23 protein-coding genes are annotated in these 24,545 nt (G+C 58.3%); 5 read left to right on the plus strand and 18 right to left on the minus strand.

Annotation, left to right across the window (positions count from 1 at the left end; all coding sequences use genetic code 11):
* Positions 1 to 297: 297 nt before the first annotated feature.
* Positions 298 to 1,260 carry a thioredoxin-disulfide reductase gene (trxB, locus tag MME58_RS05020; RefSeq protein WP_055007264.1) on the plus strand — a complete coding sequence of 321 codons (963 nt, stop codon included), beginning with the start codon at positions 298 to 300 and terminating at the stop codon, positions 1,258 to 1,260.
* Between the two features lie 118 nt (positions 1,261 to 1,378).
* Here the strand turns inward: trxB and MME58_RS05025 are convergent, their stop codons facing one another.
* The 7 genes from MME58_RS05025 to MME58_RS05055 all read right to left on the minus strand — a co-directional run bounded on the left by MME58_RS05025 (position 1,379) and on the right by MME58_RS05055 (position 5,280).
* Positions 1,379 to 1,720 (minus strand): HopJ type III effector protein, encoded by a 342-nt coding sequence (locus MME58_RS05025; RefSeq protein WP_055007265.1) that lies wholly within the window; start codon positions 1,718 to 1,720, stop codon positions 1,379 to 1,381.
* On the minus strand, positions 1,713 to 2,009 hold the full coding sequence (locus MME58_RS05030) for a DUF1244 domain-containing protein (protein ID WP_054984427.1): 297 nt from the start codon (positions 2,007 to 2,009) through the stop codon (positions 1,713 to 1,715). The genes MME58_RS05025 and MME58_RS05030 overlap by 8 nt, the downstream gene beginning before the upstream one ends.
* A 42-nt stretch (positions 2,010 to 2,051) precedes the next feature.
* Positions 2,052 to 2,423, minus strand: coding sequence for a dihydroneopterin triphosphate 2'-epimerase (gene folX, locus MME58_RS05035; RefSeq protein ID WP_054984426.1), 372 nt, complete (start codon positions 2,421 to 2,423; stop codon positions 2,052 to 2,054).
* Entirely contained in the window at positions 2,423 to 2,986 is a 564-nt protein-coding gene (folE, locus tag MME58_RS05040; protein WP_054984425.1) for a GTP cyclohydrolase I FolE, read from the minus strand. The genes folX and folE overlap by 1 nt, the downstream gene beginning before the upstream one ends.
* Before the next feature lie 21 nt (positions 2,987 to 3,007).
* Positions 3,008 to 3,718, minus strand: coding sequence for a dihydromonapterin reductase (gene folM, locus MME58_RS05045; protein ID WP_055007266.1), 711 nt, complete (start codon positions 3,716 to 3,718; stop codon positions 3,008 to 3,010).
* Positions 3,719 to 3,953: 235 nt separating this feature from the next.
* Complete coding sequence (locus MME58_RS05050; RefSeq protein ID WP_054984424.1) at positions 3,954 to 4,523, minus strand: putative antibiotic biosynthesis monooxygenase; 570 nt, start codon at positions 4,521 to 4,523, stop codon at positions 3,954 to 3,956.
* A gap of 151 nt (positions 4,524 to 4,674) precedes the next feature.
* On the minus strand, positions 4,675 to 5,280 hold the full coding sequence (locus tag MME58_RS05055; protein ID WP_054984423.1) for a hypothetical protein: 606 nt from the start codon (positions 5,278 to 5,280) through the stop codon (positions 4,675 to 4,677).
* Between the two features lie 209 nt (positions 5,281 to 5,489).
* Here MME58_RS05055 and MME58_RS05060 point away from each other — a divergent pair, with 209 nt between their 5' ends.
* The 3 genes from MME58_RS05060 to MME58_RS05070 all read left to right on the plus strand — a co-directional run bounded on the left by MME58_RS05060 (position 5,490) and on the right by MME58_RS05070 (position 7,735).
* On the plus strand, positions 5,490 to 5,942 hold the full coding sequence (locus MME58_RS05060; protein ID WP_054984422.1) for a flavodoxin: 453 nt from the start codon (positions 5,490 to 5,492) through the stop codon (positions 5,940 to 5,942).
* A gap of 111 nt (positions 5,943 to 6,053) precedes the next feature.
* Positions 6,054 to 6,965 carry an SDR family oxidoreductase gene (locus MME58_RS05065; RefSeq protein ID WP_055007267.1) on the plus strand — a complete coding sequence of 304 codons (912 nt, stop codon included), beginning with the start codon at positions 6,054 to 6,056 and terminating at the stop codon, positions 6,963 to 6,965.
* 212 nt (positions 6,966 to 7,177) lie between these two features.
* A complete protein-coding gene (locus MME58_RS05070; RefSeq protein ID WP_082427655.1) occupies positions 7,178 to 7,735 on the plus strand; it encodes a hypothetical protein in 558 nt (185 codons plus the stop codon).
* A gap of 195 nt (positions 7,736 to 7,930) precedes the next feature.
* Here the strand turns inward: MME58_RS05070 and MME58_RS05075 are convergent, their stop codons facing one another.
* The 7 genes from MME58_RS05075 to MME58_RS05105 all read right to left on the minus strand — a co-directional run bounded on the left by MME58_RS05075 (position 7,931) and on the right by MME58_RS05105 (position 18,421).
* Positions 7,931 to 8,734: a SirB1 family protein gene (locus MME58_RS05075; RefSeq protein ID WP_054984420.1), complete on the minus strand. Its 804-nt coding sequence runs from the start codon at positions 8,732 to 8,734 to the stop codon at positions 7,931 to 7,933.
* Positions 8,735 to 8,815: 81 nt separating this feature from the next.
* A complete protein-coding gene (locus tag MME58_RS05080; protein WP_055007268.1) occupies positions 8,816 to 9,688 on the minus strand; it encodes an alpha-amylase family protein in 873 nt (290 codons plus the stop codon).
* 31 nt (positions 9,689 to 9,719) lie between these two features.
* Entirely contained in the window at positions 9,720 to 11,690 is a 1,971-nt protein-coding gene (locus tag MME58_RS05085; protein WP_055007269.1) for a bacteriophage N4 adsorption protein A, read from the minus strand.
* Entirely contained in the window at positions 11,687 to 13,807 is a 2,121-nt protein-coding gene (locus MME58_RS05090) for a glycosyl transferase family protein (protein WP_055007270.1), read from the minus strand. Before MME58_RS05090 ends, MME58_RS05085 begins: the two co-directional genes overlap by 4 nt.
* A 12-nt stretch (positions 13,808 to 13,819) precedes the next feature.
* On the minus strand, positions 13,820 to 16,033 hold the full coding sequence (locus MME58_RS05095; protein ID WP_054984416.1) for a cellulose biosynthesis cyclic di-GMP-binding regulatory protein BcsB: 2,214 nt from the start codon (positions 16,031 to 16,033) through the stop codon (positions 13,820 to 13,822).
* Between the two features lie 169 nt (positions 16,034 to 16,202).
* Positions 16,203 to 17,453: a non-hydrolyzing UDP-N-acetylglucosamine 2-epimerase gene (gene wecB / locus MME58_RS05100; RefSeq protein ID WP_054984415.1), complete on the minus strand. Its 1,251-nt coding sequence runs from the start codon at positions 17,451 to 17,453 to the stop codon at positions 16,203 to 16,205.
* 701 nt (positions 17,454 to 18,154) lie between these two features.
* Positions 18,155 to 18,421, minus strand: a complete 267-nt coding sequence (locus MME58_RS05105) for a YebG family protein (RefSeq protein ID WP_054984414.1) — start codon at positions 18,419 to 18,421, stop codon at positions 18,155 to 18,157.
* Positions 18,422 to 18,818: 397 nt separating this feature from the next.
* On the opposite strand from MME58_RS05105, the gene MME58_RS05110 reads away from it, so the two are divergent.
* The gene (locus tag MME58_RS05110; RefSeq protein ID WP_054984413.1) at positions 18,819 to 19,307 is read left to right on the plus strand and encodes a phosphate-starvation-inducible protein PsiE; all 489 of its coding nucleotides are present in this window, start codon (positions 18,819 to 18,821) and stop codon (positions 19,305 to 19,307) included.
* 60 nt (positions 19,308 to 19,367) lie between these two features.
* Here the strand turns inward: MME58_RS05110 and MME58_RS05115 are convergent, their stop codons facing one another.
* The 4 genes from MME58_RS05115 to fecA form a co-directional block, all read right to left on the minus strand.
* The gene (locus MME58_RS05115) at positions 19,368 to 19,700 is read right to left on the minus strand and encodes a YXWGXW repeat-containing protein (RefSeq protein WP_061447416.1); all 333 of its coding nucleotides are present in this window, start codon (positions 19,698 to 19,700) and stop codon (positions 19,368 to 19,370) included.
* A 263-nt stretch (positions 19,701 to 19,963) separates the two neighbouring features.
* Positions 19,964 to 20,296: a DUF3509 domain-containing protein gene (locus MME58_RS05120; RefSeq protein ID WP_054984412.1), complete on the minus strand. Its 333-nt coding sequence runs from the start codon at positions 20,294 to 20,296 to the stop codon at positions 19,964 to 19,966.
* Positions 20,297 to 21,229: 933 nt separating this feature from the next.
* The gene (locus MME58_RS05125; RefSeq protein WP_054984411.1) at positions 21,230 to 21,658 is read right to left on the minus strand and encodes an HPF/RaiA family ribosome-associated protein; all 429 of its coding nucleotides are present in this window, start codon (positions 21,656 to 21,658) and stop codon (positions 21,230 to 21,232) included.
* A 273-nt stretch (positions 21,659 to 21,931) separates the two neighbouring features.
* Complete coding sequence (gene fecA / locus MME58_RS05130) at positions 21,932 to 24,280, minus strand: TonB-dependent Fe(3+) dicitrate receptor FecA (protein ID WP_055007271.1); 2,349 nt, start codon at positions 24,278 to 24,280, stop codon at positions 21,932 to 21,934.
* Between the last annotated feature and the right edge of the window lie 265 nt (positions 24,281 to 24,545).

A 24,545-nucleotide genomic window follows, 5' to 3' on the forward strand; every position in this document is an offset into this window, starting at 1 on the left:
TCAGCGTCGAGGGCCGTTCGCTGCGCGTGGCCTGCGCCTGTAGGGGCTGGATGTTGATGTGAGCACATCGCTGTCGCCCAGTCATTCTATAGAAGTGACCTATGGGGTGGATTGTGAAACGATATTTCCTTAACCTTTGCTACCCCGATAGGCTTGGCACCAATTTCAGGACCTGTCTCAGGCGTCAGAACTTTCAGGATCCGCCGAGTGAATGGCACTTCCCCAAGTGCTTCGGCGGTCCTTTTTTATCCAGCTGTTTCGATTGCGGCTTGAACAGTCGGTCGACAGGAGTGTGTCATGTCAGACGTACGTCATTCCCGAGTGATTATTCTCGGCTCCGGCCCTGCCGGTTACAGCGCTGCGGTTTACGCCGCACGCGCCAACCTCAAGCCTCTGCTGATTACCGGCATGCAGGCTGGCGGTCAATTGACCACCACCACTGAAGTCGACAACTGGCCGGGCGATCCCCATGGTCTGACCGGTCCTGCGCTGATGGAGCGTATGCGTGAGCACGCCGAGCGTTTCGAGACTGAAATCGTCTTCGATCACATCAACTCCGTTGATCTGGCCGGCAAGCCGTTCAGCCTTCAGGGCGACAGCGCAACCTACACCTGCGACGCGCTGATCATCGCCACCGGTGCCAGTGCCCGTTATCTGGGGCTGCCCTCGGAAGAGGCCTTCATGGGCAAGGGTGTTTCTGCGTGCGCCACATGCGACGGTTTCTTCTACCGCAACCGTGAGGTCGCGGTGGTCGGTGGTGGCAATACCGCTGTGGAAGAGGCGCTGTACCTGGCCAACATCGCCAGCAAGGTAACCCTGGTTCACCGTCGCGAAACGTTCCGCGCCGAGAAGATTCTCATCGACAAGCTGCACGCACGCGTTGCTGAAGGCAAGATCGAACTCAAGCTCAACGCCACGCTGGACGAAGTGCTGGGTGACAACATGGGCGTGACCGGTGCGCGCCTGAAGAACAATGACGGTAGCAGCGACGAGCTGAAAGTCGACGGCGTGTTCATCGCTATCGGCCATACACCGAACACCTCGCTGTTCGACGGGCAACTGGCCTTGAAGGACGGTTACATGGTCGTACAGGGCGGCCGTGAAGGCAACGCCACAGCAACCAGCGTCGAAGGCGTATTTGCTGCCGGTGACGTGGCCGACCACGTGTATCGTCAGGCAATTACCTCGGCCGGTGCGGGCTGCATGGCAGCGCTGGACGTAGAGCGTTACCTGGACGGGCTGGCAGACGTATCGTTCTGATTGCCGTCTGATTCACTCTCGTGCCGATGCAAGTCGGCACGCACCGGATCAAGCGTGGAGTGTCGGAAAGACACTGCCACGCTGGACCGTGAGCAACGACAGGTTTACAGGGGCTTGATCAAACCTTGCGCTTGAGCGGCTCGCCTTCAAACTTCACACCCGCCAGACCATTCGCAATCAGCGCACGTATGTTGCCGTGGTCGCTGCCTTCGGGGGTGGCTTGCACCGAGCGGTAGTGTTCGCCGAACGCCAGCAGTGCCTCCTCGTCGCTCAAGCCCTCCAGTAACGCCAGGCCAAGTGTCTTGCAAGAGCCTTCGTTTTGTCCGGCAGCGTTGTCAACGTTGCCATTTCTGAATGCCTGAGGCTGATAGTCGTAACCTTGCGCGATGAAGGCCAGGGTATCGGCGAATGCATGCTCGCCGCTGCGCAGGCTGTTGCGCAGGGAGTTCAGATCAGTCATGTCTGGTTTCCTTGGCGAACGCCGCCTGTTGTTCGGCATTCGCTTCTTTCTGGTAGAGCGCTTTCCACTCGTTGTACGGCATGCCATAAACCACTTCGCGGGCATCATCGAGGCTGATGTCGATGTGCTTTTCATCGGCAGCGGCCTTGTACCACTTGGACAGACAGTTACGGCAAAAGCCGGACAGGTTCATCAGGTCGATGTTCTGGACATCCTTGCGGCTGTCCAGGTGTGCGACCAGACGACGGAAGGCTGCAGCTTCAAGTTCGAGGCGTTCTTGCTCGGTCATGACGGGCTCTTTAAATAGACGGTTCGCGCCATGATAAGAGTTTCAGCGCTGACCGGCGAGCGTGATCGATACCGACTCGGCAAAGCGCAGCGCATGCGGCTTATCGACTTCCACCTCAGCGTAGGTCACTGCTTCGTGGCTCATCACCAGGTCCAGCACTTCTTGCGTCAGTCTTTCCAGCAGGGCAAAGCGGTTCCCTTCGACATGCTGAATAATGGCTTTGGTGATGGTGCGATAGTTGAGTGCATGCTCGATATCGTTATCCCGAACGGCTTCCTGTGCCGCGTAGAGAATCGTCAGGTTGATCAGCACATCCTGTTTGTTGACGATTTCGTCCTCGTTGATACCGATGAATGTACGCAGGCGCAGGTCCTTGACCCGGATGCGTGCGGTGCCAGGTTCGAGTCTTGCCATTATTGCCTGCTCCGTCCGATCAATTGCAGAAACTCCATGCGGGTGGTGCTCGAATCGCGGAAGGCACCCAGCATCACTGACGTGTTCATGGTCGAATTCTGTTTTTCGACACCGCGCATCATCATGCACATGTGTTTGGCCTCGATGACCACGGCGACACCTGCGGCCCCCGTGACTGCCTGAATGGCGTCGGCAATCTGTTTGGTCAGGTTTTCCTGGATCTGCAGGCGGCGGGCGAACATATCCACAATGCGTGCAATTTTCGACAGGCCCAGTACCTTGCCGGTCGGGATATAAGCCACATGCGCCTTGCCTATGAATGGCAGCAGGTGATGCTCGCAGAGCGAATACAGCTCGATGTTCTGGACAATCACCATCTCATCGTTATCGGAAGCGAACAGGGCACCATTGACGATCTCTTCGACGCTCTGGGTGTAGCCATGACACAGATACTGCATCGCTTTGGAGGCGCGTTTCGGGGTGTCCAGAAGACCTTCACGGTCTGGATCTTCACCGAGGCCCAGAAGGATTTCCCGGTAGTGCTGTGGCAGGGATGAACTCATCAGAATGTTCCTCGGGGCGGCTTACTTGACGTGCCGTCCGCCGTTTACGGTCAGTGTTGTGCCGGTGACATAGGTGCTGTCCAGAAGGTAGCGCAGGCTCTGGTAAATCACTTCTGCACCAGGCTCTATGCCGATGGCCGACTTGGCCAGGGCGTTGGCGCGGTAGGCTGCATCGTCCCTGGGTTGAAACATCAACAGCGCAGGTGCTATGCCGTTGACTTTGACAAGAGGGGCGAACCTTGCGGCGAAGGACAGCGTCAGGCTTTCCAGGCCGGCCTTGGTTGCACAATAGGCCATGTGCTTGCTGCTGCCCTTGCGGGTTACGTCATCGCTGATATGCACGATGTCAGCGACGTCACTGGCATTCAGTAAATGCTCGCAGTGCAGATTGATCAGATAGGGTGCCAGCATATGCACGCTGAACATGCGGGTGAAATTTTCGGCTTCTTCGCCAGGGGTTTCTGCCAGCCACTCGGACGCATTGTGAACGATGGCACGCAGGCACGAGGTCTGGGTTTTCAGCAGATCGATAAACGCCGTGATTCCGGTTTCGCAGGAAAAGTCGCCGTAGAGCGCCACTGCTCCGGCCTGGCGCAGTTCCGTCACACTCGCATGTTCGGTGCGATAACTGATGATAACCCGATGCCCATGCTCGAGCAGGCGCAAGGCGCAATGCAGGCCCACGCGCTGGCTGGCGCCGGTGATCAGGATCGGTGCAGAAGATAAGGCCATCGACAGCTCACGTATCAGTTGTCCGAAGTGGACGGGGATTGTACGGTCGATTGTTTCTTCCGGTTCACAGGCAAAGTTATACCAGAGAATTTTTTTGTACAACCCTGGGTGATATCAAGCGCATGTAGAGGCAGCGTGAGCAAGCGCTGTCCGTAAGCGTCATGGAGAATTGAGCGTGTGTCGGGGTTGCAAAGACCTGTACCTGAGTATCAGGCGTGTACAGGTCTTTTCGATATCAGCGAGGGGATGGCGACTGTGTCGGGCGTGCAGGTGTCGCTGGTGCGCTTTGCAGCCAGGGCGCGAGCAGACGCGTGGACAGGGGAATGAACAGATAGACCATCAGCGGGGTGAGCACCGCTGTACTGATCATGATACGAGGCAGCAGGTCCAGATGATTGAGCAGCGGACCGAGCAGGAAGTTGAAGATCAGTGATACCGGAAAAAACGCCAGCCAGATCGCAACGGCCTGTTTCCAGCGGGGCGGGCGCTGATCGATTGCGCCAAACCAGCCATCGATACCGCTGACGCGATGTTCCGAAGGTTGCGCAAAAAGACCGCTGCCGCGCACCAGCCAGGAGCGTCGGGAGGCGGAATGCTCCCAGGCGTGCATGGTGTGCTCATCGGTGAAGCGGAAAATAATCTGAAACTCATCATCGCCAGGCGGGGGAGCCAGCACGCCAGAGCCCAGATAGCCCGGGAAATCCGTGGCCAACTGTTCGCCTTCGTGCAACCAGGCCATCATTTCATGGTAGCGACCATGCGCCACGCGGCGGGCAACCATCAGGGTGACGGGGGAGGTAGACATTGTGTATCTCCGGTAGAGGCGTGAGATTCCCGGGTAGGGAGGTCACATGCCGCGATCCGGGGTGATGGGTCGCGACAGCTTCACTTGAAAGGCAAGCAAGGATTATTCCTTAAACGCTGCGCGACCGGTAGAGATTTGCTGCGTCGGCGGATTACTTGTGTAAGGACGGATGCTTGCGACGATGCTCCTGCAGAATGTACTGACGCAAACGCTCGGCGTCGTCCTTGCCGTGCTTGCTGAAGTGATAGGCACCGACATTGGGCTCGGTCATTCGCTCCAGCTTGCCGCGCATCGGAATAGGCGCATGACCTGGCGGGTTGAACCAGGCCGAAAAGTTTCTCGGCAGCTTGCCTTCCTTGCGGTACTCAAGCAGCACGCCCTTGAACGACAGCTCGTGTACCCAGAGCGCCGTCAATGCGCCTTTTTCTGTTTCGAGCGGGATAGGCTCTTCCAGCACGAGTCGCCACGGGCGAATCTTCGGGCCTTCCTCGAAAATACTCGGTGCGCCCAGCTCCAGGTGCAGTGCATGAAATTCGTCCTCCACCAGGTGCAGAGGGAAATTCATCTGCTGGTTTTCGAACTGCGCATGGATCGTCACCTGCTCGTGAGCGGCCAGACGCGTCAGCAGATCCTGAATCTGAACCCCGCCATTGACCAACAGACTGCGCGTACTGTCGCGTACGTTCAGCTTCGGATTGCGCTGCATGCTCTGGATGAAGTCCAGTTCAGCCTGTGTGAGGAGTGAATCAGGTTGCATTGGCGGATGACTCGGTCTGACCGGTTATTGAGAACAAAGACCATTGATTCCGCAAGTTGTTCTGACCGCTCATCGTATTGTTCCCTTTTAATGTTTCAACTTTGCCATGCGGTTTCCGTGCAGGCCAAAGGCATAATGGTCCGTAGAAAATTCAGATGGCATTCTAAGGCATAATGTTTCACTTTTTTTAAGCTACTGCAGGAATAGCCATGAAAGTTGCCATCGTGTGTGGAACGGTCTACGGATCGGCCGAAGAAGTTGCCAGACACGCCTCTGCACTGTTGCGTGCCGCGGGTCACGAGACACTCGTCAACCCTCGGCTGACGTTGCCTGACGTGCTGGCCTTCGGGCCCGAGGCAATCCTTGCGGTGACGTCGACCACGGGAATGGGCGAATTGCCTGACAACCTCGTGCCGCTCCATTCTGAGTTACGTGATCTTCTGCCTGCCAGGTTGCGCGGTTTGCCGGGAGGAGTGATTGCGCTGGGTGATGCCAGCTACGGTGACACCTTCTGTGCCGGCGGCGAGCAGATGCGCGAATTGTTCGCTGAACTGGGTGTGAATGAAGTGCAGGACATGCTGCGGCTGGACGGAAGTGAAAGCGTGACCCCGGAAACCGACGCCGAGCCCTGGCTGGCAGCGTTCATCAAGCACCTGGGCTGAAATCATCCTGCTGCTTTATCAAGCATGATTCAGCACAGCGAGTATTGATTGTGACCGGCAGGTGCCTGGACGACACTCATCGCAACGTTTCCTTTAAGCCTGGAGCCTGCGATGAGCGAGTCGGTACGTTTCGAAGATAAAGTCGTGATTGTGACTGGTGCCGGTGGCGGGCTGGGATGCTCTCATGCGCTGCTGTTTGCCAGACATGGCGCGCGCGTGGTGGTCAACGATCTGGGCGGCTCGGCGCATGGCGAAGGGGCCAGTGCGTCGGCTGCCGATCGTGTCGTGGCCGAGATACGCGAGGCCGGTGGCACGGCGATAGCCAACCATGACTCGGTGATCGACGGCGAGCGGATAGTGCAGCACGCGCTCGATGCTTTCGGTCGTATCGATGTACTGGTCAACAACGCTGGCATCCTGCGCGACAAGACCTTCGCCAAAATGGAGGATGCCGACTGGGATCTCGTTTATCGCGTCCATGTCGAGGGTGCCTACAAGGTGACCCATGCCGCCTGGCCGCACCTGCGCGAGCAGAACTATGGACGGGTGATCTTCACGTCATCGACGTCCGGCATCTACGGCAACTTCGGACAGTCCAATTACGCAACGGCCAAGCTCGGGCTTTACGGGCTGACGCGCACCCTCGCGCTGGAAGGTCGCAAGAACCGGATTCTTGTCAACGCCATAGCGCCAACGGGCGGCACACGCATGACCGAAGGCCTGATACCGGCCAATGTGTTCGAGTTGCTCAAACCTGAACTGGTCAGCCCGCTGGTGGTGTACCTGGGCAGTGAACAATGTCTGGGCAGCGGCGACCTGTTTGAAGTGGGCGGCGGCTGGATCGGCAAGGTCCGCTGGCAGCGCAGTCAGGGAGCCTGCTTCGACCCGCAGACAGGTTTCAGCCCCGAGGACGTCGCCGCGCAGTGGCAGACAATTGGGGATTTCGATAACGCCGCGCACCCCGCTGATAATATCGAGGCGTTGAAAGAAATGATGGCCAATCTGCAAAAGTACGTTAATTAATCAGGTTCTTATAGACGACGGACAGCGGAGAGAAAAGTGTTTGTCTGGCCAATGGGGCTTATAATTACTTAATTTTTTATAAGGGTTTTTGCTTTCTGTTGTAAGAACGGTCTTGTGACACTGTAGGCACGGGATGGATTTCTTTATGCCTATTAATTAGGCAGCGTCAGCTCCGATATGAAGTTTGACTACATTCATATCAGGAGTATCACATGGCCAAAACAATGTGGGGTGACTTGCCACCGGTCACTGTCGCCGCGCCCCCGGCAAGACTCAAGATAAAAAAGGCTGCCGCACAGGTCATTCAGGTTTTGCAGGAAGTGGGTGAAAACGCAATTGCGCTTAATTCGCTGGCAATGGAGAAACGCAAAATGAAGCCGCTGTTCAAGGGCTTCAATCCCGAACAGATTACCCCGAAGGACCTCAACAGGGCCGGAATGATCTTGTACAAGTTCGGCATGATCGACAATCACACCGCCGAACTCATGAGCCGAACCGGTGATGAGTTCGACAAGAAAGGCAAACTTGTCGATCCAGCCAAGGAAATCAATGCGCTGGAGTTTTTTGCCAATCGGATCATTGAAATGAAAGAAAAGGCAATGAGCGGAGATCCTTACGCCAAGATATTATTGCCGGATTACATAAAGACGATCCATATCATGCAGAATCTTCAGGCATTCGCCGAATCGGGCGACAGTTACGACATGCGCAAGATCAAGGATATGGAAAACAAGGGGCTGGTCAAACGATCACCGAATGCCAAGGCGTGAGGTTGCCCAGGCAATAAAAAAGGCCGCTGTACCTGTACAGGCAGCGGCCAAACAAAACGCAGGATCAAGGGAGCTTGCAAATCCACGTCGATTCAACGCGCGCAGGTTACCTGCCCTCGTTGCGCTGAAAAATCCCCGCAGGGGATATGCACCCTTACCGGGCAGGTAACAATTCGCAGAAAGAGCGTACGCGGTTCAATGAAACCTGTTACTTGCCGGCAGCCGGCTAAGGCGCTGGGCAAGCTCAAAGCGTTGCAGCGGATCTTCACTGAGCAACAGCGCGCGCTCCAGGTCGAAACGTTCGGCCTGCGGGCATTCCAGGAATTTATACAGGCTGGCACGGGCCAGGTGATCGCTGCTGGTCGCCTGGCCCAGCTCGACGATTCGGTCTGCGTCCTTGAGAGCAGCGAGAAAATCGTCGTTGATCTGATGCAGGTGCCTCAGGTTACGTGACAGCCGCTGCAGCATGCTGGTCGGTGTGGCACGCGTCATGTGCTCGGCGCGCAACTGCATGGTCGGGCCGAATTGCCTTATCAGCAGTTCGCGGCAGTCTTTGGGGTAAAGTCTGCGCCCGCTGCAGGGGTCGAGCAAATGATCGGCACCCGGCACGCGCAGCAGGAAGTGACCCGGAAAGTTTACCCCTTCCAGCGCAATCTCCAGCCGCCGTGCAATCTCCAGAGCGACCATCGCCAGCCCCAACGGCTGGCCTCGGCGCTGTTGCACGACCTTGTGCAGGAGCGCTGAATCGGGCTTGGGCGGGTTCCAGTCATCCTGCTGGAACCCCAGCGCATTGAGTTGTCGCAACAGGGGTTGCGCGAGTTCGGGAGTGGGCAGGACAGGTAGCGCAGCGCCTATCTGGCGCTGCAACTGGTCCATGTCGCTCATCACCTCATGTCGCGCAAAGTGCGCGTCATGCTCGGTCGACACCCATAGCGCGGCCTCAAACACCAGGGGTGGCGTTTTTTGCAGGCAGGACAGGCAATGCTGACGTGGAGTCATCGACCACTCCGTGCGGCTCAAAATCCAGTACGAAGACTCTTTGTAGCCCCGCGCGGGAATTTCGTCCAGCGTCACTTGTTTCTACTTGTTCAGGGCTTCTATCAAGTCGGGCGTCACATAATGCGGGCCGTCGAACAGGTACAGCGGATAGCCATCGAAGGCGGCGATCTGCGGCTTCAGTTCGGCAGCCGTCGCTGGGCGGAAACCGCCGCCCACTTGCGGGCGAAACGCTTCGACGATGATTCTGACCCGATTCTTGCCCAGCCTGTTGCGCAAGGCGTCTGCATAGGTTCGGGCCACCGGAGCGGTGCGGGCATACACACCTACGCCATCCTGAAAGAACACGCCGATATCGTCCGGCAGCCAGGTTTTCAGCCAGTCCGCAGTGGCAATCGGGCCGATGTTGGCGCCATCGTAGATGCTGATCCACAAAGGTCTGGGCAGTTTCGCCAGCAGCGCGGGTAACTCCTTTGCGCGACTCCAGCTGGGGTCGACCTCGGCCGGAAAATACCAGCCGGTTACATTAAGTGGCGTTTTCACCTTGGCCAGTTGCGCCGACAGCAGCGCCAACTGTTCGATATTGTCCCGTGAACGGTTTTCGCTGAAGTACCCGGCCAGCCCGAGAATCACCTCTTGCGCCCAAGGCTCCTTGCCGATCCGCGCCCAGTCCGGCAGCACCGGCACATGGGGCATCTGGGTGCCCGGTATGAACGACTGGTCATCGACCGCCGTCCACTGCACGAGCAATTGCCGTGCGCCGAGCCTGTCCCAATTGCCACTTATACCCACCGTTGCGTTATCGGGTTGCCAGACGATGCCGACGACTCCCGGCCCTTTGGGCTGTATCAACTGATAAAGCTCGCTGGAGGCCAGGGTCAGAGCACCCACCAGCACGGCGGCCAGTGAGGTCCTGATCAACGTTGGCTGTCGCAGCAGTGCGGCCAAAGCCTTCAAACATTACTCCCTGATGGGTCACTCGGGATGATTACCACGAGAACGTCATGCGTGCGAACACGCCTTCTGCCCGGTCTTCGCCAAATACTTTCTCGCGATACTGCACCGAGAAATCGACATACGACTGGGGGGCCTTGTACGTGTCCTCGCGGAACCAGTAGCGCACGCCAGCACCCACCCCTATGCCGCCAGCGTTGCCGGATGACGTACTGCTGCGGCCCAGGCTGTCGACTTCACTGCGCATCTTTGAATCGTAGTCCACTGCGGCGACGACATGTGGGAATACCACCAGCCTGGGGCTGATGCTGTCCAGACGAAAGCTGCGTCCGACCTGCCATTCACTGTTGAAATAGTTGCGCTTGTCCTGCAGATAACGCCCGCCCTCAGCGTACAGCTGCGAGGTCCACCAGCTTGGTACATCGACGCGCAAATCGGTGCCGATGCTGGAGCCATAGCCAAGGCGCACAAGCCAGTCGCCATCGGCGTTTGAGTTGCCCAGAGGGAAGGTGCGTTCAAAGGCACCGATGACGTTGACCGCAGTGAACGGCTTGACCCTGATGCCCAGCGCACCCTGCAAGGCATCCGCGCCGGTGTCGGACTCACCGTCCTTGCTCCACAATGTGTCGGTTACGCGCCCGTAAAGCTCGACGAAGCGCGCATAGCGGTAGCCGAATGGTCGCCAGAACACCTCGGTGCTGTTCTGCACACTGTCCGTGTTGCTGCTTGGCGCGCTGTTCAGGCCGCTGCCACTGCTGGTGCTTGCACCGCGATAGGTTGTGGTGTTGGTCAAGCCCCATTCACGGGAAAGGTCGGAGACAGCACGCCGGGTATCGAACACCTGTTGTGCCGGCATCTGCAAATCACCGGTCCGCTGGTAGTCGAGTACCCGTTTGAAGTAGGCGATGGCTTGCACGTCGTCCGGTGTACGCATGGCGCTGTAGGCCGCGTCCTGAACTTCACGCGGCTTGAGTCCGGAGCTTCGGTCGACGCGCTTGAATTCGTTCAGCGCGCCACGATCATCGCCAGCCTGGCTGAGGAAGTAGGCAATCTGCACCTCATCGCCCGGTTGCAGTTCGCCCGCATCGCGAGCTTTCTGCAAACGTTGCAGCGCTTCGCTCGGCTGGCCCATGGCGGCATATAAAGAAGCCTGTTCACGCAGCGGCAGATTGCCAACCGCCATGGCCTGGGAAAAATCCTGACGGGCCCCGTCCTGATCGCCCAGGCGTTGACGCATTTGCCCGCGCTGGACGAGCAGCGTGGCATCGTTGCCATTCAGCGCGAGTGCTTCAGTTGCCGCAGAGCGCGCTTCGGCGTACTGCCCCTGAGCAATCAGCGCACTGACCAGCAGCTTGCGGTAGGCCATTTGTTTCGGGAAGCTGCGGACAGCGTCACGGGCTTCGCTGACCGCGGTTTCGTTGTCGCCACGTGCCAGTGCCTTATAGCCGGTGGCCGCCTTGTCGACCGCTACCTGCTCCTGAATCGCTTGACGGCGACGAGTCAACACCGGCTGTGCGCCGAGTGCCTGCTCCGCCTCGTTGATCGCCACCTGCGCTTCGTCCAGACGCTGCTGACGTTGCAGCGCTTCGATCAGCATCATGCGGTAATCGAGATTGTTCGGTGCCTGGGCAATGGCTTTGCGCGCATGGCTTGCCGAGCCGTCGTAGTCGCGGTTGGCATACGCGCGCAGCGCCTGATTACCTTCCAGATAACCGGGCTTGGGGCGGGCCTTGGGGAAGCGTGCAGGGTGATCGCGACGGTATTTGTCACGTTCGGCCAGCGCAATCAGATCGCGCAGCTGGTCGGCATCGCCTCGCTGACGCAACGCCTCGCGTGCCTTGGCGATAGCGAGGTCGTAGTCCTTGCGGTTGTACGCTAGGTAGGCTTCGTTGGCGATGGCATACGCAGGACCGGTCAACGGCAGAGGCAGTGTTTCTGCCTGATTGAGCGGCGAAACAAGACTCAGGCCGCTCACCAGCAGCGACAGGATGAAGGGACGCTTCATAGTGGCTGCTCCGTATGATCGTCAGACCGGTAATGGTTGTGTTGGCGTGCCACCGCCTGTTCGATGGTTTCTCTGGGCAGTACGCCGATATCGACCAGGTAATCGCCGATCCGCCCATGCACATGCGGGCGATAACCGAGCATGGCTTTCTGGAATACATCGCGGTCCAGCAAACCCTGCTCGATCAACAGATCACCCAGCAGCGGGGCAGTGGCCGGCAACGGCTGGCCTTCTACCGCCTGGAGCTGACGCAGCTGCGCGACGATGTCGCTTTCACGCGCAATCAGTTGCACCGGCTCGGCCCCCAACTGTTCGGTAATCTGCTGCAGGCCTTCATCCGGTAGCGGGCTGGCGACCGCAATTTCCTGGCGGCCCAGCGCATTCATCTGCAGCGGTACGACGCGCCAGCGCAGGCAGAACTCGTCGGCCAGGACACTGGTTGCCGAACGTTTGCCTGCGATGTCGAAGACCCGCGGCAGGTCGTTTTGAAACGCAATGGCCTCAGCCAGGGTCTCGTCATCGAGCCAGCCATGACTTAACAGAATCCTGCCCAGTGGCACTTGGCGAGTCTGCTGTTCAGTCAATGCGGTCTGCAGTTTTTCATCGTTTATGGCCTGCCAGGAGAGCAGTACGCTGCCCAGGCGTCGTGGTGCGGCAGCCACCAGATCGGTCGACGGGAAGTCGTGCATGGTCTTGTCCCAGACCAGCTTGCGGTTGAGCACCTTGCCCACCAGAAACATCCGCCAGGCGCGTGCCGCAGCCATGAAGTTGACGAAGTTGCCAACCACCATGCGCGGGATGGACAGCAGGCCGTGCTGCCAGCCGTAGAGAACCGTGGTGAAGTAGCAGCGGTGCAGAATTCGCCACAGCAACGCGATGCCGTTAGCCACCAGCAGATACTGAATGAGGCCGCTGGTTTCAAACGGGGTCGGAAAGCTGGTGTTCCACAGCCCGCTGGAGCGCAGGACGATCAGCGCCAGCAACTGAATCAGAATCGCATAAGCGAGGATACTGACGAACGAGGTCACCACACCTTTGCGATCCCGGAACAACAAATAGCGGTTGGCCAGCGAACCGCTCCAGCCCATTTGCTCCCAGCCTTGCAGACCGATGCCCAACGTCCAGCGAGCTTTCTGGCGAAAGGCGGTACGGAAGGTGTCCGGGAAGAATTCGCGCACACACAGGGGCATCTCCAGCGTCGACTCATAGGGCTTGCGGAACCAGGATTTGCGCAGCACCCGAAACTGCACCGGGAAGCGCACAAAGATCGCCTGCATGCCGTATTTCGCCAACCGCGCGCCGACATCGTAGTCTTCGGTCAGGCTTTCGGTATTGAAGGGCTGATTCTGGTTTTCATCCGCCAGCACCATCAGTGCGCGCCGCGAGAAACAGGTGCCTACGCCAGCCGAAGGCACGGTATCGGTCATGCTTTCGCGTACGACAAGGTCCTTGCCGTGCCATTCGGCAAATTCGTCCATGTAGGTGCCGGCCACCCATTCGTACCAGTTTCGCTCCAGCGACACGACCGGCAACTGGATCATGTCCTTGCGCGGCAGCAGGTAATTGAACAGGCGCAGCTCCAGCGGGTGCAGTACATCTTCGCTGTCGTGCAGGATGGTCCCGGCAAACTGTACGGCGTGGGTTTTCTCGTACAGAAAAATCGCCTGGATGACCCAGTTCAGGCAGTCGGCCTTGCAGGTCGGGCCGGCGTGCGGCACTTCTACGCGGTGCAACTGCTTGTAACGGCGGCGCATGCGCTCCACTTCATCAATGGTGCGCTGATCGTTGATGTAGGTGCCGACGAATACCACGTAGTTCTGGTAATCGAGCGTCGATACCATGTTTTCGATCATCGGCGCGATGACGTCATATTCCAGCCAGGCCGGGACCATGATCGCCAGCGGCTGCTCGTCGCGGGCCATCAACTGCTCGGCAGTCAGTGGCCGGTAGCGGCGTTCGGCGGTGAACTTGCGGTACAGCCGCCTGGCCCAGTACCAGATGTCGATGAACAGGTCGTCGATGCTCGATACCAGGATAATCAGCCCGACAACGATCGTCGCGACTTCCAGCACGCTGTAGTAATGGGCCAGCCAGTAAGGCCAATAGAGCGACGTCATTGCGGCGGCCCGTTACGAGCGATTGCGACGGGCGCTACGGCCAGCCAGCAACAGGATGAGAAAGAGTACGATGCCAGCCGGAATCAGCCACAGCAGCGACGGTTTGCGCCAGGCGTCGAGGCCGGTGCTTTCCTCGTCCTCGATCATCTGGCTGCCGGTCGGATCCTTGGCGTCAAAGGTGGCGATCGGGCCGTTGTCGGCAAGCACGGTGGCGTTACCGCGCTCCAGCAGTAGCGGACGCTCGAAAATCGGTGCCTGGCCGCCGAGTGTGCGATAGACCATGCCGTGCTGGCCGCCTGCGTCGATCACTTGCAGCGAGGCCAGGTGATTGAGGGATTTGAGGTCGAGCAGCGTCTGTTCTTTGTGATTGATCAGCAGATGACCGTCGTTGCTGGCCTTGACCGACTCGGCGCCGTCCTTGACTGGCAGTTCGAAGGCCAGAAACGCTTTGGCGGGCGTCACCGCTACACTGGCGTCATCGCTGACGCTGAGTTGAGCGCGCAACGGCGAGACACCGGAAGCACTGGCAATGCGGATGACTTGCGGCAGGCTGCTGGCCGGGCGCTCAAGGTAGCCCTTGGGAACCATTATCTGAGTGTCCGCAGCGAAGCGTGCGGCCATGCCCGAGAAGTTTTCATCGGGAGTAACCTTGTCCAGTACCACGTGGCTGGTCGGCAGCACCGAAATCGGGAACGCCTGCGGCGTCTCCAGACACTGGTTACTGACCGGCTGACGCTGGAAGGACACCCGCAAGGTGTTCTGCGCCGCCAGTGCGTACTGCGGAATCCTTGCTTCGATGCGTTCCTTCTTGCCGTCGGCAGTCAGTTGCATTGCGCCGATCAGGTAGTCATTGAGAAACAGCGTGGCGACCGGTGGCGTTCCCGACGCGCCGGGTGCCGCCGCGATATCAATCATCGCCGTTACCGGCACGCGACCGTCATAGGCCACGCTGCCCAGCGGGAACGAGGCGCTCCAGTCGGTTTTCGCCAGTACATCCACCGTGCCGGGCTTGCCACCCAGACGCGTCAACGCGACACGACCGTCCTCGCTGAGCGGCATGGCGGTTTCTTCGCCGATGGTCAGCTGGCGACTGCGCGCCAGTTTGTTCCACGCCGAACTGAACAGGCCGATAGCCTTGTCGGCTGACTCGGGCTTGATCATCAACAGTGCGCGATTGCCGAGCAGGGCAAGACTGACGTCTTCCGGGCTGTTGGCGAGCGGTTGTCTGATATGACGCTCGCGCCACTGGCCCAGTGCGGCGGCCGCGGTTGCATCAAGACCCTGCACCTGGGCCTGAAGCGCATTCAGGGCGTCGTCGATTGCCTTGAGCAACTGCGGATCGCTGATCGCCAGGTCGGCCTGCAATGCCGGGCTCTGGCCAAGCATCAGCAAGGCACCGATTTCCGCCGGATCGCGCAGCGTGTACTGGCCCTTGCCGTCGAGACTGGCGAACGCCGGAATCTGCTTGAGTTCTGCCGGAACCTTAAGGTTGCCCAGGTCGACACTGTCCTGAACCGCTGGAAACGGCAGGATGCGCGCCTGTTTACCGATGCGCTCCAGCGCTACACCCATACGCCAGGCGGCGTCGTAGCTGGCGCTCGACAATGTGCCGGGTGCGACCATCAGTCCAGGCTTGCCGGGCAGCGCATTCCATGCCGCGCCCACATCCTGCAACTGACTGGCGTCGTAGCTATAAGTCAGACGCGTGTGCGGATCGATGCGTAATACGTTGCCGATGGCGCGCTCGTCTTCGCAGAGCACTTTCGAGATCACAGAGGACCAGGCAATGCCCAATCGCACCGAGCCGCTTTCCCGGGCCGCCTTGTCTACGCCCAGGGTTGCACTGGCATTACCCTGTTCTTCGTTGAGGCCCAGTGCGCGCACCGGATAACCATCCAGCGACAGCAGCAGCGTGTTGCGGCCTGCTTCGCCGTTCAGATAGCTGGCGTCAAAATTCAGCGTTGCATCCGTCAGCGGCACATTAGCGGGCACCGGGAGGTACAGCTCGCGACGTGCATCGGTGGCATTGAGAATGATCGGGCGATCAATGCCCAGTTCTCTCAGCTCGATCACTCGTTCCTGACGACTGTCAGCGGTGATTCGGTTGATAGCCTGGGTCAACGGGCTGTCGGCAGCCAGGGCGAACGCAGGCATCAGGGCCAGCAGGCTCATCCCGCAGGCAAGGATATTCAGCGCGCCCATGTTTACGGCAACGGAAGATTTCATCGTGCAGATCTCGGTAAAGGCTCAAGGCCATTGGGTCTTGATACAGGCTGCCGGTCTGCTACAACGTTTTTCGGGCACCCGGTCTGAACCGGGTGCCCGTATCGTTTGCGGACTGCTTCCTGCGGATGTGTTTAGTGTTCTTTTGCGCTACCTGCGCGTTTGTTTTTTGCTAACTTGCCATCGAGCGCATCTGGGTATGGTGGTGCTGAGGCTGGATCAGCGTGTCGAGCTGGACATCCACCGGGTCGGAGCGATAACGCGGCAGCTCGGCGACAAATTCATCCACCGGACGGCCCATCAGGGCGTCGACGATGCGTGTGCTGGCCTTGCCGTCGCCATAAGGGTTGGCTGCATGGGACGCTCTCTGCCATAGGGCATCATCGTCGAACAGCGCGTTCACGCCGCGAATGATGGCGTCCGGCTCGGTGCCCACCAGACGCACAGTGCCAGCGGCGACGGCTTCCGGACGCTCGGTAACGTCACGCATGACCAACACTGGCTTGCCCAGCGACGGCGCTTCTTCCTGCACGCCCCCGGAGTCAGTAAGGATGACGTGGGCGCGTTGCATCAGACGCACAAACGACAGGTAGTCCAGTGGTTTGATCAGGTGCACATTCGGCAAATTGCCCAGGTGCTCGGTCACCGGCCCCAGTACATTGGGGTTCAGGTGCACGGGATAGACTATTTGTATGTCGTCGCGCAGCGCGAGTTCGCCCAGCGCCTTGCAGATGTTCAGGAAGCCATCGCCGAAGTTCTCGCGACGATGTCCAGTGACCACCAGGACCCTGCGCTCAGGCACCAGAAACGAGAACTGGCGATCCAGTGCGTGGCGTAACTGGCGGTTGCTGTCGATGCGCTGAGCCGTCAGGTGCAAGGCGTCGATCACGGTGTTGCCGGTCACGAACGAGATGCCCTGCAGGCGCTCGCCCAGCACGTTGCGACGCGACTCGGCGGTCGGTGCGAACAGATGATCGGAAATCAGATCGATGCAGCGGCGGTTCATCTCTTCAGGCCATGGCTGACGGATGTCGCCAGTGCGCAATCCGGCCTCGACATGACCGATGGGAATTCGGCGGTGAAATGCCGACATTGCCGCGACCATGGCTGAGGTGGTGTCGCCGTGAACCAGCACTTTGTCTGGTTTCATCTCGTCCAGAATCGGATCGATAGCAGCGTAAAGCGCTGCCGTCAGAGAATTCAGCGTCTGATCGGGGCGCATCACGTCGAGGCTGTAATCGGCCTTGAGTTCGAACATGTCCAGCACCTGTTGCAGCATGCTCTGATGCTGCCCGGTGATGCAGATTCTTGAATCGATACCCGGCTCTGCGGCCAGTGCTCTGACCAGCGGAGCCATCTTGATGGCTTCTGGACGAGTGCCGAATATGGAAAGGACCTTCATTCTGGGTTGCTGACCAGCCATTATTTCCTCCCGCGCTTTTTGCGCGCCGCACAGCAGCAGAACCAGGCTGAGAACAGCTTGGCCAGCTTGCGAGTTGATGAGTTTCTCGGGCGGGGAAGATCGGAGTTTATGGCTCGATGTTCACTTCAGTGTGATGTAGCAATATGCCTTGATACCCGGAATTATCGGGATTATTAGCAGAACAAAATAATAAAGCAAAACTTTTTGTTAAGTATTTTTCAAAGTAACAATTGGCAGGAACTTTGTTTTTTCAGAGCGGTCAGTACAGGGTTAAAATGTTTAAAAATACCGTTTTGACCAATGAATACGGGGATTTTGTCGCTGTATGATAAAGTCTTTTGAGCTGTTTTCAAAGGCCGCTAGTGTTCCAGAAGTCGCCATGATGGCAAAAAGTTCCAACAAAAATAGTCGGGCTGAGGCGTGCGTCATTACAGCAGATTACTGACGCCTGATTAATGACAGGAGAAGCGAAGGGGTTCACAAAATTGGCGTTGATATAATGGCGGTGTTGAACTTTATGGGTGTGGCGAGTTTGAGGCGTTGGCAGGTAGACGGGAAGTTAATATTTAGCTTGGGTGCCACGAAAGTTACGGCTGCCTGCAGTAGTGAGTTGTAGCAGCATTAAGGGCAGTTGCCCAGTTGTTAGAAGAGAGGGATGAGCGACCTCCTCGGAATGAGGAGGGTCGCAGTGCCGCGCAGAATTAGCCTTGCGACTCGACGGGCTCCGACAGCTCGCTCAGCGCACTGGCGTTATTTTTGAACGCGGCGGCAAAAACGGCGCGATTCTTCGCCATGTAGATACTCGCATCCTCTGCATGCTTTTCCGAAATGCCCGGTACGTTCTTGATCAGGACGTCGGTGAGAAGCTCGGCCAGCTCGAGCATTTGATCGTGCGCATCGGCGAGTTTACGGTCCACGAAAGTAGTCTCCAGATCGCGGGTACTGCGGTAAAGGGTTTCAACAGCCATTTTGGCCTCGTCGTGTTATCCAGTGTTGAAAGGGCTAGACCCGGACGTTCAGCGCTTCACGCTCTGACCAGCGGGTGTGCAAAGCATCGGTCGTGCATGACCAGCGTGCCGGTCAGGTGTAGCGGGCACCGCATGAAGACCCGTCGCCAGCGCATCGGCGAAGGCGACTTCGTGATTACTGTGTTTTTATACAGTAAAAGCCATGTGCCAATCAACCCCTGCCTGAATAGTGGCGTTCAGGCATCTTTTTGCGCTGCAAATGTGCCTTGCGACAACCCGTCGCGCTCTCAACCATAGCCTATGGCCCTGTTCCTGCTTTAAAAAGCAGGCCACACAGGCGTCACGAGTACCCGGCATCATCCGGTCGGCATAAACGAAGGTTCAGAGGTAGCGCGTCATGGGAAACAAATGGGCAGTAAAGATAAGACACCGTGTGCATGCACAGGCCGAGTCGCTGGGCAATCTCTGCGTCGAAAGCTTCCACTTTCTGGCGTTGTTCGCGATCGGCGCGATCACCGCCTGGGCATCCGTGGTTGCGTTCCTGGGCATGGTCGAGAAGGGCAACGTCACGGTCGATGACATCCTGCTGCTGTTCATTTACCTGGAACTGGGGGCGATGACCGGGATTTATTTCAAGACCAACCACATGCCCGTGCGCTTTCTGATCTATGTCGCGATCACTGCACTGACTCGCCTGCTGATTTCCGACGTGTCCCATCACAACCCGCCGGACATCGGCATCATCTACCTGTGTGGCGGCATTCTGTTGCTGGCGTTTGCGATTCTGGTGGTGCGTTACGCGTCGTACAAATACCCGTCGGCGAAGATTCCCGACTCGTCCAGCACCATCAAAGGCGCTGTGACGGAAGAAAAGGGCGAGATCTGATCGAAACAATGGCGGCACCCGTGAAGGATGCCGCCATTACGTTGTAATGGAAGAAAGCAATCAGTCAAGCCAGACCCCGGCATGCCAATGCCAGCCGTCACCCGCGCTTTCCCAGTGCGGATGCATGTAGTGATAGCCTGGTCGTTCAGCCTCCCAGTGGCCATGCACCGGCACGAAACGCTGTCCGTTCCAGTGCCAGTAACCGCGAGCCCATATATAGCCGGGACGAGGTGCCGGTTCTACTTCTATCACCCGTTCAGGGGGTGGTTGCGGCGCGATGACTTCTTCAACGTACTCATGATGTACGTGCGGTCGTTCATGCACTACCCGCTCCTCAACACAGCCTGACGCTATCGCAAGTGATGCGATCAATACCCCATACCGTAAGAACATGTTGCCTCCTCGGAATCATCCGCAGGTGCAGTGGCGCTGAACGCGGTGCCCAGTCGCTCGAATGTTTCTGCGCAAGGATTGTTGTAGCAGGATGTATCTGTACTTTTGCTGAAGAGGCGGGAGGGGGAATCATAGCTAAAGGCCGGTTTTACTGGGGGAAAAGTCCGTGCAAGCAGACTGGAGCGTATTGAACGGCGGCAACAGGTGCTTGCTCTATGCAGCGCCGACACCGGGACTGCACAGAGGGGAAGGGCAGGTGTGAATCAAACCCCGGCATTCACCGTTGCGTGACTCTGCGGCCACAGACCATTGGCCGGGACAGGTGTCTTTTTCAGCGTCGCGCCGTCGGTCATGGCCGCAAGGATCTTGATCGCGCTGTCGCCACGTTCGATGGCGATGCCGAATTGCACGCTTTCTATCAGCTTGCGCAGGCGTTGTGGGTCATTGCGTTGGGCAGCGCTGATCAGGCGCTTGGCAACGACTCCACATTCGTTGGACAAAGTCAGCATGATGCTGCCGTCCAGTCCTTGAATGCTCAGATTCACCCGATAGTCGGGGTGAAAAGTATCCGTGATCATCTGAAAAGGATTGTCCATATCATTCACCTGCTAAATGGTCTGCATAAGTTGACCGGGTAATAGTCCTTTTGGTTCTCGACGACTGATCAGCGGTTGCGTTACTCCTGCGCTTGCTGCTGACGGTGTTGCTGTCGTCTTGCGCGTTGATGACAGGGTTTGTTTGAGACGCTTTGACGCATTCACAACGTTCAGTTCGCGTCAGCCATTGGCCGTCCTGATGGCCGCTGCCTGGCGCGTACTACAGGGCACTGCATGGTTCGGGCCATATTGCGTGGACGATGTTTGAGAGGCCGCGAGGCGGGAGCACTTCGCAGCCGCTTCATGGCTTGCTTTGCAGCCAGACGAACCGGTCAATCCGATTAAAAAAATGCTCTCGAAAACGCGCGGTGTGCACCTCCCGTACATGACCTGATTCTCTCGCGAATGCAGTTTTCGCATGGCTTTTTCGAGTGATTGTCTGACACTTTTGCAACCAGTTGTTGACGCCAGAGATTCGTAACGGCGGGGTCGAAACCGTACTTGCCTGCTGTTCAGGTTCTGGCGTTGAGCGTCGTGCTGCCAGCGGCTGGACGAGTGCTGAGCGCTTGGTCGGTATGGATGGCTGACTGAGGGGGGGCGGCATGATTTTTTGCTCGCTGATGGCTGTCAGATTCAGCGCTCTGGCTGCTCGGCACCGAATGTTAAATTCGATGGACGGCACCCGAGGTCGAGGTGGCTGCGAGGCAACGGGTGTGGCAGGGTTGCCAAAGCTGTGCAACGACCTTTTGTGGTGCACACCGATCAGGGCATGATCAGTGCGTTGGGCACGCTGGCGGCAAAGTGTTCATCCGCGTCGAACGGTTTCACGAGGCTGTGAGTTGTGTTCAACGCCGCGTTTGCTTTCCCATCGCAAACAAAAAGGGCGAACCGTTGCCGGTTCGCCCTTTTCTTGCAAAACGTGTCAGTGAAGCATCAGGTCAGACGAGCGGCTTCTTTCTCCTGCTCTTTCTCCAGAAATTCTTCTTCGAGCAACGCGTCCGGGCTGACCGGATCTTCATCCTGTTCGAGGATGGTCGGTGCGGCGCCTCGTTTGCCGCGTAGTTTGCCAAACAGATGCTCGAGGGCGTGATCGAGTTTTACAGCAGCGCCATCCACAGCCTGATCTACCGTATCGGCCTTGTGGGAAACAGAAATGGGTTGGTGTCCTTTGGGGCGAGCCTCCATCTGGCACTTGATGTCGTGCGGGCCAGGCTTGTCGCCGTTTTCGTCGCGGATGTGGACTTCCACGCGGGTCAGGTTTTCATCGTAGTGTTCGAGCGTGCTTTCAACGGTGGTACGAACCCACTCCTCCAGTCGGATACTGCTTTCGATGTGATTATCGCTATTGACCTGGATTTGCATAGTTAATCCTTATTAGGGCTTGCTCGTGCGAGGCTGGACTGCATGATTCCTGTCGGAATCGATTTCGTTTGCGCTCATTCACAGTGTTGGCGGCAATGGCCTGACAATTCAACCCCAATGTGTAAGAAATATTTCGCAGCAAAAAATCGCAACCCTGGCGCAAGGTTGCGAATCAGGAGCGGACGCAGAACGTCCAGAACGGCATTCCCACGCGGAACGTGAGGGACGAGAGGTGTCCGGGAGAACACTGCTCTCGCGCCCTGGCGTCCGAAACTAGAACGCAACCGACGTCTGCACATACACCGTGCGCGGTTCGCCGACGTACTTGCCGCGGTTGTTGTCGTCGAACGAGCGCGTGTAGTACTGGCGATTGAAGATGTTTTTCATTCCGACCGCTACGTTGAGGTCTGACAGCTGCGGGCCGAAATCGTAGTTGGCGCGGGTGCTGAACAGCATGTACCCGGGGATCTTGCCGGTGCTGCCATCGGCGCTCTCGGTCGCTGTGTTGGCGTTGTCGGCAAACTGATCGCTCTGGAACGAACTGTCGACATTGAGCTTCCACGGCCCCTCGGTGTAACTGACGCCCATCGTCCCTTTATGTTTTGACGAGAACGGCACACGGTTGCCCTTGTTCGGGCCGTCTTCACGGATCGTTGCATCAACGAACGCATAGGTCGCGTAGACGTCGTAACCGGCCAGCATCGGGCTCAGGCCTTCCAGCGCATAGTTGACGCTGGTCTCGATGCCTTGATGGCGTGTTTCGCCGCGCGCGATAACGGTATCGTTGGTCTGGTTACTGTCGTACTGGTTATCGAAATTGATCAGGAACGCACCTATCTCGGCTCGCAGGTTGCCGTTGTCGTAGCGGGTGCCCAGTTCCCAGGTACGGGCCTTTTCCGGTTTGACCTCATCGCCGGTGACGCGGTTAGGCATCTGGCTGTACTGCACGCTGCCGAACGAGCCTTCCGTGTTGGCATACAGGTTCCAGGTGTCGCTCAGGTGATAAAGCACGTTCAATGCCGGCAGTGCGGTGCTGTAGTCGCCTTGATAACGAGCGTTGGTCAGGTTGTTGTTCTGCGCGGTGTCGATCATCTCGTAGCGAATACCCGGCGTGATGGTCCACTTGCCGATATCGATTCGGTCGTCGATGTAGAACGCATGGGCTTCGGTAGCGCCACGTGTGTCGCGGTCGTTGCGGCTGGCGGTGGTCGGCAGATTGCCAGTTACCGGTTCGCGGTAGCGCAGTTCGTGGCCGGCCTCGTTGACATAGCGGTAGCCGACGCCCACCTCATGCCAGGTCTCGCCCAGGGCGAAGCCCTGCGAGAAGCGCGTTTCCAGACCACGCACCCAGTATTCGCGGGGCGACAGGGAAACGAAACTGCCCTGGTCCAGATAGCCGCTGCGCAGGGTCTTGGTGAAGAACGTGTTGGCGGTGAACACGCGCGCGTCCTGTTCGTAGCGGTAGCCGAAGTTGAACATCGTGCGGCGGCCCCAGAACTTGTCCTTGAGACGCGTCGACTGATACGGATCGGCATCGTAATCCCTGACGCTCAGGCCACCGGGCATCTGTGCCTCGCCATCGTAGTATTGCGCCATGGCATTGAGGCTGTTGGCCTCGTCGATCTGGTACTTGCCCTTGAGGATCAGGTCGTCGATTTCGGTGTCGCTGTGCTCACGCCAGTCGCCGCCACGCACGCCGGAATACAGAATCGCACCACCCAGACCATTGTCCGCCGTGCCGCCCGCCAGCAGATTGCCCGTGGTCTTGAAACCATCGTGGCTGGACGACGGGCTGGTTTCAGTCTGGATGCCGCCCTTGAGCGTGGGGGCATCGGGGATCGCGCGGGTCACGAAGTTGACGATGCCGCCCACGTTCTGCGGGCCGTAACGCACTGCGCCACCGCCGCGTACCACATCGACCGCGTCCATGTTGCCCATGCTGATCGGTGCGAAGGACAGTTGAGGCTGGCCGTAAGGCGCGAAGGGCACCGGAATGCCGTCCATCAGTACGGTAGAGCGCGAAGCCAGACGTGGATTGAGGCCACGAATACCGAAGTTCAGCGCCATGTCGTGGCTGCCGGTGCCGTTATTGTCCGGGGCATTGACGCCAGGGATGCGGTTGAGCACTTCACGCGCCGATGTCGCGCCGACACGCTCGAACTCCTCGCGACGAATCACGTCACGTGCGCCGGGATGCTCGAAAACGTTGGTCTGCTGTGCAGCGCCCAGCCAGTCGCCGACTACGGTGGACACACCCAGCTCGATGGGCGCACCAGCGGCATTGGCCGGTTGCAGGGTAAACCCGTTATTGCCATCGGCCAAAGCCTGCAGGCCGGTGCCTTCGAGCAACGCATTGAGGCCCTGCTCGGGCGTGTACTGACCTTCCAGGCCACGGCTTTTGAGGCCACTGGTGATCTGCGAACCGTAGGAAATCAGCACGCCGGACTCTCGACCGAACTGGCTCAGCGCAGCTTCAAGCTCGCTCGGCGCGATGTGATACGCCTTGGGTGCCACATCGGCTGCCTGCGCCATCGACAAGCTGCCGACCGAGAGGCTGGCACCGAAAATGACGTGGCGCAACGTGCGCACCAGCGGTGAAAGTTGGGTAGGGCGGGCTGACATGCAGAAGTCCTTTGGCCGGAAGGTTGAGAGATGCTTTCCCTGTCTGTCACGCGAGGAGTGGAAAACGGCTCACGTTTCTTGAAAAATTTTAGCCGGCCAGTGTAAATCCCCCTGACACCACAGAACCGCCGTGTGACGCAGAGCGTCACGAACTGCATGCCGACGCGGAGCGTAGGCACGATAGTCATCCGTGCCTTCAGCCCAACTGCTTTAAAACGCTTTTCAACCGCGATGGCACAGACGACGCAGAGTGCGACGTAAGTGA

Origin of the sequence: Pseudomonas syringae pv. tagetis (assembly GCF_022557255.1) — a bacterium.
GTDB lineage: Bacteria > Pseudomonadota > Gammaproteobacteria > Pseudomonadales > Pseudomonadaceae > Aquipseudomonas > Aquipseudomonas caricapapayae.